11 protein-coding genes and 1 pseudogene are annotated in these 12,672 nt (G+C 48.9%); 9 read left to right on the top strand and 3 right to left on the bottom strand.

Annotated features, from left to right (window positions below; translation table 11 throughout):
* Positions 1–138 precede the first annotated feature (138 nt).
* Positions 139–987: pseudogene (locus JIE71_RS08515) on the bottom strand (class II glutamine amidotransferase).
* A gap of 98 nt (positions 988–1,085) precedes the next feature.
* On the opposite strand from JIE71_RS08515, the gene hisF reads away from it, so the two are divergent.
* The 8 genes from hisF (at position 1,086) to truC (ending at position 9,792) form a co-directional block, all read left to right on the top strand.
* Positions 1,086–1,868 carry an imidazole glycerol phosphate synthase subunit HisF gene (gene hisF, locus JIE71_RS08510; RefSeq protein ID WP_199508295.1) on the top strand — a complete coding sequence of 261 codons (783 nt, stop codon included), beginning with the start codon at positions 1,086–1,088 and terminating at the stop codon, positions 1,866–1,868.
* Positions 1,869–1,934: 66 nt separating this feature from the next.
* Positions 1,935–2,456 (top strand): 6,7-dimethyl-8-ribityllumazine synthase, encoded by a 522-nt coding sequence (gene ribE / locus JIE71_RS08505; RefSeq protein WP_199508294.1) that lies wholly within the window; start codon positions 1,935–1,937, stop codon positions 2,454–2,456.
* Between the two features lie 294 nt (positions 2,457–2,750).
* Entirely contained in the window at positions 2,751–3,503 is a 753-nt protein-coding gene (gene nusB / locus JIE71_RS08500; RefSeq protein ID WP_199508293.1) for a transcription antitermination factor NusB, read from the top strand.
* Entirely contained in the window at positions 3,496–4,524 is a 1,029-nt protein-coding gene (thiL, locus tag JIE71_RS08495) for a thiamine-phosphate kinase (RefSeq protein WP_199508292.1), read from the top strand. The genes nusB and thiL overlap by 8 nt, the downstream gene beginning before the upstream one ends.
* A gap of 3 nt (positions 4,525–4,527) precedes the next feature.
* On the top strand, positions 4,528–5,127 hold the full coding sequence (locus JIE71_RS08490) for a phosphatidylglycerophosphatase A (RefSeq protein WP_199508291.1): 600 nt from the start codon (positions 4,528–4,530) through the stop codon (positions 5,125–5,127).
* Between the two features lie 292 nt (positions 5,128–5,419).
* Entirely contained in the window at positions 5,420–6,805 is a 1,386-nt protein-coding gene (gene glmU / locus JIE71_RS08485) for a bifunctional UDP-N-acetylglucosamine diphosphorylase/glucosamine-1-phosphate N-acetyltransferase GlmU (RefSeq protein WP_199508290.1), read from the top strand.
* Between the two features lie 155 nt (positions 6,806–6,960).
* Positions 6,961–8,805 carry a glutamine--fructose-6-phosphate transaminase (isomerizing) gene (gene glmS / locus JIE71_RS08480; RefSeq protein ID WP_199508289.1) on the top strand — a complete coding sequence of 615 codons (1,845 nt, stop codon included), beginning with the start codon at positions 6,961–6,963 and terminating at the stop codon, positions 8,803–8,805.
* A gap of 231 nt (positions 8,806–9,036) precedes the next feature.
* Complete coding sequence (truC, locus tag JIE71_RS08475) at positions 9,037–9,792, top strand: tRNA pseudouridine(65) synthase TruC (protein WP_228284601.1); 756 nt, start codon at positions 9,037–9,039, stop codon at positions 9,790–9,792.
* Between the two features lie 15 nt (positions 9,793–9,807).
* On the opposite strand, the gene JIE71_RS08470 is transcribed toward truC, so the two are convergent.
* Positions 9,808–10,569, bottom strand: a complete 762-nt coding sequence (locus JIE71_RS08470; protein WP_199508287.1) for a class I SAM-dependent methyltransferase — start codon at positions 10,567–10,569, stop codon at positions 9,808–9,810.
* A gap of 162 nt (positions 10,570–10,731) precedes the next feature.
* Positions 10,732–11,064, bottom strand: coding sequence for a DMT family transporter (locus JIE71_RS08465; protein WP_199508286.1), 333 nt, complete (start codon positions 11,062–11,064; stop codon positions 10,732–10,734).
* Positions 11,065–11,742: 678 nt separating this feature from the next.
* On the opposite strand from JIE71_RS08465, the gene JIE71_RS08460 reads away from it, so the two are divergent.
* Entirely contained in the window at positions 11,743–12,663 is a 921-nt protein-coding gene (locus JIE71_RS08460) for an SEL1-like repeat protein (protein WP_199508285.1), read from the top strand.
* Positions 12,664–12,672 lie beyond the last annotated feature (9 nt).

Below are 12,672 nucleotides of genomic sequence, written 5' to 3'. Positions count from 1 at the left end.
GTCCCTGCGGGCTGATGCTAAAATTGCCCCATACTGCGTTACAAATCTCGCTAAGGCATCTGCATTATCGTCGCTTTGCGCCTTGTCTGGAACAATTTTAGCGATCAGCAGTGCCTATTTGCGAATGTTCAACACGCCCTACGCATTTTTGGCAATTTGCAGCCCTTCTTCAATTGACAAATACTCAGGGGACTTTGGCACATCTTGATGCACCTGTTGTCCATTAGCAAAGACGATACATTCATTGACCGCCAGTTGTTGCCAGTCTTCATCATCCGTTAAGGGTGTGGTGGCAAACACCGTGATGATGTCATCGGCATCATTGACCGCCGCAAAGTCGATGGTTTTATTGACATCAATCAGCATGGCGGTGCCAAAGGGCGCTTGGCGGGTGACATAAAACAATAAGGTGGTGGCATAACCGAGCAGCCACTCGCCATTGGATAATAGACAATTAAATAGCCCATACTTTGCCAAAAAGCGGCATTGACTGGCCAAAAACGCGTGCAAGGTTTTGGCATCAGGCTTGTATTCAAAATGCTCTTTTAATCGATTGAGCAGATAACAAAACGCAAATTCAGAATCGGTATCGCCAATGGGTACATAATAGTGCGCGGAAGCTTATTTAATCGGGTCGCTGGCGGGCGCGTCTTTAATAGTTATTTTGCCATTGTGCGTAAACACCCACGCCTCACCCCACAGCTCGCGGGGAAAGGGATGCGCGTTAGTGAGTAAATCATCGTCTGACTTACGAATATGCACCAGCGTTGTGGTCGCCTTGGTGCGCGTTTGGCTGACCAGCTCAGCAAGCGGCGAGTCCATCGCGGCCTTGTCATCACAATATAGACGCAGTCCTGTCGGCTCAAAATACGCAATGCCAAAACCGTCGATATGGTCGTCAGTCAATCCGCCACGCGCGCGAAAGCCAGCAAAAGAAAAGCCGATATCGGCAGGGTGTTTGCTGTTCATTGCGAGCAGTTGGCACATAAGTCGCCTTTCCCGTTTGTTTTGTAAAATAGTTCCGCGTATCATAGCATTTTAATGCTTTCCCCTTTGTATTCTTACGCGAGTGAATAGGCGGTTTTATGCTAGCAAAACGTATCATCCCATGTCTCGACGTCGATAACGGACGCGTGGTCAAGGGCGTACAGTTCGTCGATATCAAAGACGCAGGTGACCCTGTCGAAGTGGCAAAACGCTACAACGAACAAGGCGCTGATGAGATTACCTTTTTGGACATTACCGCCACCCATCATGGACGCGACACCACCTATCATACGGTCGAGCGCATGGCAGAGACTGTCTTTGTGCCGTTAACCGTCGGCGGCGGCGTGCGTAAGATTGCCGATATTCGCAGTCTGTTAAATGCAGGTGCGGACAAAGTCGCGATCAATTCGGCAGCGGTGTTTAACCCTGAATTTGTCGGTGAAGCGGCACAAAAATTCGGCGACCAATGTATCGTTGCGGCGATTGATGCCAAGCGCGTGGATGATGTGTTGGTCGAGGGCGTCTTAACGCCGCGCTGGGAGATTTTTACCCACGGCGGGCGCAAACCGACAGGCATTGATGCGGTTGAGTGGGCAGCAAAAATGGCGGGGCTGGGCGCAGGCGAGCTGCTCGTCACCTCCATGGATGGCGATGGCACGCGTAAAGGCTATGACATTGCCTTGATGCAGCACATCACCAATCGCGTGCGTGTGCCTGTGATTGCTTCAGGCGGCGTGGGCAATTTGCAGCATTTGGCAGACGGCGTACTACAAGGCGGCGTCGATGCGGTGCTGGCGGCGAGTATTTTCCACTTTGGTGAGCATACGATTGGTGAAGCCAAAGCATTTATGGCAGCGCAAGGCATACAGATGCGCCTGTAAAAAAATGCTATGATAGCGACCGTATTTTTCTGCTTTACTCCAAAAAACAAAATATAGGACAAGACTATGTCAAATCTACAGCAGCAGCGCAATGACGTGACCCACATTGACGGCAACTTGCACGAAAATAATGACGTGCGTATCGGTATTGTGGTCGGTCGTTTTAATGGCTTTGTCGTTGAATCATTGGTCGATGGCGCGATTGATGCGCTACTGCGTCACGGCGTATCAGGCAGCAACATCAGCGTGATTCGTGTACCAGGTGCGTTTGAATTGCCACTTGTCGCGCAGCGCGCGGCGGAGTCTGACCGTTTTGACGCTATCGTGGCGCTTGGCGCGATTATCCGTGGCAGCACCCCACACTTTGATATCGTGGCGAGCGAGTCTGCCAAAGGCTTAAGCGCGGTTGCGATGGATTACAACCTGCCTGTGACCAACGGCATCATCACCACCGACAGCATCGAGCAAGCGATTGAGCGCTCAGGCACCAAAGCGGGCAACAAAGGCGCAGAAGCTGCCATGGTTGCGCTTGAGATGATTGCAGTCTTGTCACAACTAGACAGCGATGACGACATCATCAGTGCGTAAGTAACTACGTTTGACCCAGCGCTTTTTAGCATAACTTTTTACCGTTTTATTTTTAGTAATCATGAATAAAACGATAAAGACACATTTGCTTTTGGCTAAGTAACTAAAAAGCGTACGATTTTTGCCATCTTTTGCGTGCCGTTGTTTTATAATAGCGGCATTGTCATTTTAATGCGGCGTTTTTGTCCGATACGTCTTGTCTTATCCGTTTTTTTGATGCAGATAACCAAAGCGCGGCAGGCACCGCTCGCTGTATTTTTACATTTTTAGCTTAACATTTAGGTATTGACCCTTATGACTGACCATCTCAAGCGTATCGACAACGCTGCGACCTCTACAGACACCCAAAATCCTGAGCAGGATCTGCACACGAGTGAGTCTTCTTATAAAACCAGTCATACTGCGGTGCGTAAGGCGCGTCGTTTTGTGCTTCAAGGGCTGTATGAATGGCTGATGACCGATTATCGCTTTACTCAAGACGGTCAAGACAACTGGCGCGACAATGCCCCGCACGACATCGCAGCGCGTACCCGTGCGACCAATGCCATGCATACGGTGCATTTGGGCTACTATCACGAGATGATGCAAGAAATCCCGCAGCAGATTAATGAATTAGATGCCTTGATTGCCGCGCACCTTGACCGCGATATCAGTAAGCTCGATATGGTTGAGCACGCCATTTTGCTCATCGGTGCTTATGAGTTAAAAAACCGCATCGAAGTGCCGTACAAAGTGGTACTTGATGAAGCGATGAAGCTAAATAACCATTTTGGTGCCACCGACGCACACAAACTCATCAATGCGGTGCTTGACCGTTTGGCGTATGAACTGCGCAGCGTAGAAGTACAGGCGGACGGCAAAACACAGCCCACCCCCGCCAAGCCAAGCGCACCTAAAGCAACGCCAAAAGCGGTACCGCAAGCGCCCAAAGCTGCCGCAGTAGCCGACACCGCAGCCACCCCCACCAGCGGCAAGCCGCGCATCAGCGCCAAAAAGGGCGCAGTAAAACGCGAGCGCACGACGCCAAAAACCGACAGCAATGACTGAATTTGAGCTGATTGAGCGTATCTTTGCTACCTTGCAACACGATACGCCAAACGCCCATGATATTGAAAAAGGCATCGGCGATGATGCCGCCATCACCCGCGTACCTGCTGGGGCGCGTCTGGTCAGCTGTATTGATACGCTTGTCCAAGGGCGACATTTTGCCGCCGACTGGGACAGTGTCGAGGCGCTGGCGTTTGCCATTGGCTATAAGTCGGTGGCAGTCAATGTCTCGGACATTGCGGCGATGGGCGGGACTGCACACAGTATTCTACTCGCACTTGCCCTGCCCCAGCGCTTGGCAAATACTGTATGGCTAGAAGCCTTTGCTAAGGGTTTATTTCACGCCTGCCAGCAGTTTGGTGTGATTTTAATCGGTGGTGACACCACTCGTCATGACCAGCTGGTGATTAGCATCAGCGCGCAAGGTTTTGTTAATGCGCCTGCCACACCTGTCTATCGCTCTGGCGCAAAATCAGGCGATACATTATACGTCTCAGGCACGCTTGGCGATGCCAGTTATGCCTTACAATATCCTGATACCAAGGTTGGAAAGCAACTTGCACACCGCCTGCACACACCGACTCCGCGTGCCGCATTAGGCAATGCGCTGGGACAGCTTCCCGCGAGCGCGATGATTGACATCTCTGATGGCCTTTATCAAGACCTCAAGCATATTTGTAGTGCCAGTCACGTCTATCTGCGTATTGATGTGGAGCACTTACCCGTCAGTAGCGCCTTGTCTGAAATTGCCTTTGCCGAGCGTTTGACGCATCAGCTGACAGGCGGCGATGATTACGAGCTCACGTTTACTTTAGCGCCGTCACTGTCGCCGCCAGATACCGTGACACCCGTGCATGCTATCGGTCAGGTATTGTCTACCGAAGCATTGGCTGCCCTGCCCTTCGTCCCAGAGACGCCGCAGCCGATACTATTCTATCAAGGGCAGCCCATCACATCTGAGCGCCCAGCGCCTTTTACCACGTTGCCGACGCTTGACGGCTACCAACACTTTACAGGCTAATCCATGACGCAACCGCACGCGACCAAGCCCGATATTCGTAAAGCCAATCAATGCCCTGCGCTGCCTGCCGATGCGTCATTATCCGATGGCATCGTGTACTGGCTGGGGATCGGACTCGGTAGCGGCATGCCGCAGCGCGCGCCAGGCACATGGGGTACGGTCGGTGGTTTGATTGCCGCGTTGCCGTTATTGACCTTGGGCTTTATTCCTTTTTTGTGTTTAACCATTTTGGCATCCATCGTTGGCATTTATATTTGCGGGCGCACCTCGGACTTGATGCAGGTACATGATGATCCGCACATCGTCTGGGATGAATGGGCGGGCATGTGGATTACGCTGTTGCCGCTGTCTTATATTTTATCCTACATACTGCCTGCCCCTGAAAACACCATGGCGATGCTATTGCAGCCGATGTTTTGGGGCTGGCTACCAACGGCGTTTGTTTTGTTTCGGGTCTTTGATATTTTAAAGCCGCCGCCGATTGGTTGGGCGGACAAGCAAGTGTCAGGCGGTCTGGGCGTGATGCTCGATGATTTAATCGCAGGCGTGATGGCTGCTGTGGTGTGGGTGGTGATTTATAGCATTACCATGCTTATTTTTTAATCTTGCCTTATATCGTATAAAAGCAGCCGCTTTTTCAACTAAGACCATTAGCAATATATCAGGACCAATGGTTGCCCCACCTTCATTTTTATATTATCGTTATTTAGTAGTACGCAGGTTTTGTTGACTTTTATAGCGAAGCTGTCTGCTGATATATGCGTGTCATCTGTCCTTTTTATAGTGCTGCTTATACTGCAGCAAGCGTTACAAAGCCTGCACGCGTTGACCCTTTTTTCATGCACAATTTTGATTATAATTGGGCGTAATATTGTGTTTTATTTGTAGGGTAACTATGAAACCTTCTTTATCAGTAATTATTTTGGCAGCAGGCAAAGGCACACGTATGCAGTCTGCAAAACCAAAAGTATTACAAACTTTGGCAGGGAAGCCATTACTGGGTCATGTATTGACCACGTGTCATAATTTAGCCGTAGATAAAACCATTGTGGTACACGGCTTTGGCGGCGAACAAGTACAAGAACATATCAATGCCCATTATGGACATCTGCCCATCGACTGGGTAGCACAAACAGAGCAACTGGGCACAGGCCACGCGGTCAAAGTGACGTTGTCAGAGCTGTCGACTGACGGTCAAAGTTTGATTTTATACGGCGATGTGCCGCTTGTTAGCGCCGAGACGCTGGACAACCTGCAACGCGCCAACAGCGAAGGCATGTCGATGCTGACTTTGACCGTGGACAATCCGTTTGGCCTCGGTCGCATCAAGCGTGATGATACAGGGCGCATCGTCGCCATCGTCGAGCAAAAGGACGCCAGTGAAGAAGAGCGCGCCATTCAAGAGATTAACAGCGGTATCTATTGTGTGGACAATGCATTGTTGCATAAATACTTGCCGAAGCTGTCCAACGACAATGCGCAAGAAGAATACTATCTGACCGATATCGTCAAAATGGCGGTTGCGGATGGCATCGTCATTGCCGCGATTGAGCCTAAAGACGACTTTGAGATCGAAGGCGTGAACAACCGCCAGCAACTTGCCTGCCTAGAGCGCACATGGCAAGGCAAAATGATTCATGATTTGCAAGTGGCGGGCGTACAGTTCGCCGATCCTGCGCGCGTGGACATTCGTGGCAGCGTCACCGCAGGTCAAGACGTGTTCGTCGATGCCAATGTGATTTTTGAGGGCGATTGCGTCTTGGGCGACAATGTCTATATCGAAGCAGGCTGCGTGATTAAACATACCAGCATTGGGAATGCGTGCCATCTAAAGCCATACTGCGTCATCGATCACGCGCACATTGAAGCGGGCGTGACTATTGGCCCGTTTGTCAATTTGCGTCCTGATACCCATTTGGCAAAAAACAGCCGTATCGGCAACTTTGTTGAGATTAAAAAATCAAGCATTGGTGAAGGTAGCAAGGTCAATCATTTAAGCTATATCGGTGATGCCAGCGTTGGCGCGAATGTCAATGTCGGCGCAGGCGTGATTACTTGTAATTATGACGGCGTCAATAAATCTGTTACCCAAATTAAAGACAATGCCTTTATTGGCTCAAATGCCAGTTTGGTTGCGCCTGTGACCATCGGGCAAACTGCTACTGTCGCGGCAGGCTCAGTGATTACCAAAGACGTCGATGACCATGCCTTAGCCTTTGGTCGCGCGCGTCAAGTGGACAAAGCCAATTACCAGCGCCCAAGCAAACACGAGCAAAAGTAACGTTTACCCTGTACGCTTTTATAGGCGATGCTCTGCCAGCCAAATACGCTCAACCATAGCCCTTGGACTTTTGCTAACATCGCCCCCTTTATATTCCGATAGCACGGCATGCCACGTGTGTGCCGTACTCGGTTGCATTTATTTGAGGACACATCATGTGCGGAATCGTTGGCGCTGTCGCCGAACGCAATATTGCTAATATTTTGTTAGAAGGTTTAAAACGTCTAGAGTACCGTGGCTACGACTCTGCGGGCTTGAGCGTCATTCATAATGGCAAGCTGCATCGCGAGCGCCAAGTGGGTAAAGTAAAAGCGCTAGTCGATGCAGTCGATGCCAGTGACGACTTTTTTGACGGGCACATCGGTATTGCCCACACCCGCTGGGCGACTCATGGCGAGCCTGCGCAGCACAACGCGCACCCGCACGTCTCAGGCAAAATCGCCGTCGTCCATAATGGTATTGTCGAAAACTATGCCGAGCTAAAAAAAGAAATGCAAGACAAAGGCTATGTCTTTAGCTCGCAAACCGATACCGAAGTGGTTGCGCATTTGATTCACGACCTCTATAAGCAGACCAATGGCTTGTTAGAAGCCGTACGCGCGGTGATTCCTCGTCTGCATGGCGCGTTTGCCCTAGGTGTCATCCATGTCGACACCCCAGATACGCTGATTACTGTGCGTCTTGGCTCGCCTTTGGTGATTGGTGTCGGTATTGGCGAAAACTTTATTGCTTCTGACCAGCTGGCGCTCTTGCCTGTGACCAACCGCTTTATGTACCTAGAAGAAGGCGATATCGCAAAACTGACCCGCAACAACATCGAAGTGTATGCAGATGGTCAAGTGGTGAGCCGCAAAGTGCATGAGATTGATGCCAAGCAGCATAATGCTGATAAAGGCGAGTTTAAGCACTATATGCTCAAAGAAATCTACGAGCAGCCTGATGCGGTTGCGCGTACCCTTGAGATGGCGATTGACAACCTTGCAGCAAACACGCTGCGCGCTGACTTCCTTGAGCGTCATGGCGAGCAGCTCTCAGGCGTACGTCATGTGCAAGTCATCGCCTGCGGCACCAGCTATCATGCGGGCATGGTCGCCAAATACTGGTTTGAGAGCATCACCCGCCTGCCCTGCAGTGTCGAAGTCGCGAGCGAATTCCGCTACCGTAACCCTGTGGTCGTGGACAACTCACTGGTCATCTGCATCTCGCAATCGGGTGAAACCGCCGACACGCTGTCAGCGCTACGCGACATCAAAAAACAAAACCCAGCAGGTTTGGTCAGCCTTGCGCTGTGCAACGTGCCGACCTCATCACTGGTGCGCGAAACCGATATTTTCTTGCCGACATTGGCAGGCCCTGAGATTGGCGTTGCCTCGACCAAAGCCTTTACCACCCAGCTGGTCGCGCTGATGCTATTAATGCTAAAGACAGGTCACGTACAAGGTCGCATTGATGACGCGGCACTTAGCAACCATATCAGCGAGCTACAAAAGCTGCCTGGTCAACTGTACGCCAGCCTACACCTTGATGCGCCGATTAAAGCCATGGCCGCGCACTTTGAGGATAAGAAAAGCTGTCTGTTCCTTGGTCGCGGACTACAGTTCCCCATTGCCCTAGAAGGCGCGCTCAAGCTCAAAGAGATCTCGTATATCCATGCCGAAGGCTACGCAGCAGGCGAGCTAAAGCATGGTCCATTAGCGCTCGTTGATAAAGACATGCCGATTGTGGTGCTTGCGCCAAAAGACAGTATGCTCGATAAGCTCAAGGCCAATATGCAAGAAGTGCACGCCCGCCACGGCGAGCTGTTTGTATTCGCTAGCGAAACCAGCGGTATCGAAGCAGAAGACCGCCTGCACCTTGTGAACGTCAACGACGTGTGCGAAACCCTCTCGCCCATTATCTATAGCGTCCCTGTACAGCTGCTCTCGTATCATGTTGCGGTACTGCGTGGCACGGACGTTGACCAACCACGTAACCTTGCTAAGTCGGTGACGGTAGAATAATAAATTTAAGTTATTGATTTTAATAAAGTTTTTATAAAATTATTGTTGTTATACATGAGATCCTTTGCTATCTTTTAATCGGTAGCAAGGGATTTTTTTGCGATTAAAGCAGTCAAATTCTGATATTTTTGCTCGATTGTCTTTACAATACACACCATATTATACCGCTCATAAAAATACGATGAGCATCAGCAGCCGTTTTAACCGCATTATTAACCCATAGGCATGGACATGAATAGCGCAAGCGATACCCCGCCGCAGGTCGAGATTATTTACGAAGATGAGCATGTGGTGGCGATTAATAAAGAAGCGGGGCTACTGGTACACCGTAGCTGGCTGGATAAAGGCGAGACGCGTTTCGCCATGCAGCTCACCCGCGATGCCGTAGGCTGTCACGTCTTTCCCGTACATCGCTTAGATAGGCCGACATCGGGCGTGCTACTGTTTGCCAAAAGCTCAGCCGTAGCGCGCACACTGACCGACGCCTTTACCGAACGCCGCGTGACCAAGCAATATTTGGCAGTGGTGCGCGGCTTTATGCCGCAATCAGGCACGGTCGATTATGCGCTCAGCTTTCAACCTGATGCCATCGCGGACAAGTTTGCTCGCATGGACAAGCCCGCGCAAACGGCAGTGACCTATTGGCAATGCTTGGCGCAGGTTGAGCTGCCTGTTGCCGTTTCTAAAAAATACCCCACCAGCCGCTACAGCCTTGTGCGCCTCACGCCTGAGACAGGGCGCAAGCATCAACTGCGCAGGCACATGAAGCATCTGTTTCACCCCATCATCGGCGATACCAGCTATGGCGACATACGCCACACGCGATTTTTTCGGTCGCAGTATGATTGCCAGCGTATGCTGCTACATGCGCAAACGCTAGCGCTCAGCCATCCCGTCACAAATGAGCCATTAGTCTTGAGAGCCGATGTCGATAGCGAGTGGCAGCGCGTTTTGGATGTATTTGGCTGGGAAGAGGCACTATTTTAAATCCTCCACAAGCCTTTAAGACACATTGACTCGACCGACCCGCATCGACAGTGGCCATGTGATTGTTTTTGTCGTCTTAGGGTCGCCCCAAATCGGCAACAGGGATTGTTTTAATGCCTCGGTAGGATTGACGCCCAATGCTTGGGTAGCGGCTTTTACCGCTGACCAAGTATTAAAATAGCCGATGAGCGCTTCTAAATCCCAATACGCCCGCATCTCTAGCGTGGGCGTTTGAATCTCTGCAAAAGGAAAAGGCAAATCCTGATAGCCATTTTCGACATGCTGGCGCTCTGCTGGCCAATAGGTATTGATATCTTGATAATAAAATTGCTGCACCAAGCGATCGACCTCACCCTCAACGTGTACCACCCCATAGGTAATTAACGCTAGAATGGCATTGACTTTGGCAATACGCGCCACCTCTTTATAAAACGGCGCTAAATCTAACCAGTGCGCGGCTTGGGCGACCGTGACTAAATCCACAGACGCATCAGCCAGCCCACTATTTTCAGCGAGCGCCGTCTTATAGTTTACATTGTCTTTTTTGTTGGCTTTAGCAATTTGAGCGCTGCTGGCGTCGGTCGCAATAACTTCTGTAAACCTATTTGCCAGCAATACCGAGAGCTGCCCTGTACCGCAGCCACAGTCTAGAGCACGCTGCTGACTGGGACACAGATCCGCCAGTACATCTATCAAACCAGAGGGATACGAAGGACGATAGGTGGCATAGCCTGCTGAATGTTTAGAAAAATGGTCTTTAAAATGGGCATCGCGCATCCGTATTTTCTCCCTAATTCAGGTTCACTACATCTTTGGTCAATTTTACACCAGCAAGCATCATCATCGCAGATTAAAGGTCTGTATGTGACAATAGATTGCCACGACGCTATCTTAGAGATGACAATCAAACACTTGGACAAGCAGTGAATATCCTCACTATCAATGGACGTTGACTTTGGAGAGCAGGTTTAACACGCCAACACCAGACGCAATCAGTCCAATACCTACAAATCCCCAGCCATCTATTTTTTGTCCATAGACAAGCCACGCAATGAGTGTCACCAGTGCAATACCAACGCCCGCCCATACTGAATAAGCAATACCAACGGGAATCGACTTTAAAGATACAGACAACAAGTAGAAAGAAGCGCCGTAACCAACGACCACGACAATAGAAGGCAGCAGGCGTGTAAAACCATGGGTAGATTTTAATGCCGAGGTGGCGATGACCTCTCCTAGTATTGCAGCAGCTAAAAAAAGCCAGTTTTTCATAACCTTCACCTTTTTTTGAGGGGTAAGGCAGTATAGTAAAATTTTTCTGTAAATATCAGTCTTGTTGACTCAGAAATATTTTGTGCAATGTTTGCATAGGATGGGTTGATAAAAGATGCTTAGACCGATACCGTCATCCAGTAGGCTTCTGGGGTCAACGACAACGCTATAGCTAAGTTTCCAAAGAGGGTGTAGCGAGATTAAATATTATTTTTACAGCGTTAAAGGACAAGACATAGCAAAATAGTTTTCATTGAACATGAAATTTTATGCCGTATTAATTTTATTTTAGCCACATCGTATAGCTCTGTATTAAAAACTTCTACAAGCTTTGTTTAATATTTTTATAGGTATATTTAATGTTTTATATTTGTTATAGTCAAGTCTAAATAAAAACAATACAGGAAAATAAATTCATTTGATTAGACCTCTTGCAAAAGTACCAGTTTATTAACTTTCACTGACGGAATTGCAAGGGCTAGCGATGACTTATGCAAGAAGTCTAGTAGACTGATTATACTATATTCTATCTTGCTTAAACTTTACTCGCCTATATTGTATTGAAGAACCGATGATAATTGTTTGATATTGTAGACAATAAAAGATTTTACTAAAAATAGTGAACTTACTTGGCATCGCTCTTTGTAATATCAACACTCTTATTTTTAAGAATAAATAATGGCTTTTAAATCTTTTAAAAAGCGCTTTTTTTATAATAAAAAAAAGCGCTCTTATCTTGGCGATAACTTAACCATAGCTGCTAAGTCCTATCAAAAAGCAGCTAACAAAGGTCATGCTCCTTCTCAGTACCATCTTGGCTTGCTTTATCAAGAGGGCAAAGGTGTGCCTCAAGACCTCATCACCGCCATAAAGTGGTATCAAAAAGCATCTGGGCAAGATCATGCTGACGCTCAGTATCAACTGGGTGTGCTGCATCAAAAAGGCAAAGGCGTGTCTCAAGACTTTATGACAGCAGTTGATTTGTATCACAGAGCCGCTAAGCAGGGTCACGCTAACGCTCAATATCAACTTGGTTTACTCTATCAAGAAGGCAAAACTATACCTCAAAATGTAACAGCAGCCATAAACTGGTACGAAAAAGCGTCTGAACAACATCATGCCGACGCTCAATATCAACTTGGTTTGCTGTATCAAGCAGGCACCTATGTGGCGCATGATTTAGCGACCGCAATGAATTGGTATCATAAAGCTGCTGAACAGGGACATATCATCGCTCAATATTATCTTGGCTTGTTTTATCAAGAAGGCGAAAGTGTGTCTCAAGACTTAGCGATAGCCGTTAATTGGTATAAAAAGGCTGCTGAGCAGGGTTATGCTAACGCTCAGTATCAACTGGGTCTGATTTACCAAGAGGGGACCCATGTGCCTCAAAATTTGGCTACGGCCGTCAGCTGGTATAAAAGAGCCGCAGAGCAAGGCCATACCCCCTCTCAGTGTCATCTTGGTATACTGTATCAAGAAGGCAAGGGTGTTCGCCAAGACAAACTACAAGCAAAAGAATGGTTTGGGAGGGCTTGTGATCGCGGTGATCAAAATGGATGCGATATGTATCGAGTATTAAATGAGCTGGGCTATTAAGTCGTGTCC

The sequence above is a fragment of the Psychrobacter sp. bablab_jr014 genome (assembly GCF_016464015.1).
Lineage (GTDB): Bacteria > Pseudomonadota > Gammaproteobacteria > Pseudomonadales > Moraxellaceae > Psychrobacter.
Note: the sequence above shows the minus strand (reverse complement) of the source record. Positions and strands in the feature narration are given on the sequence as shown.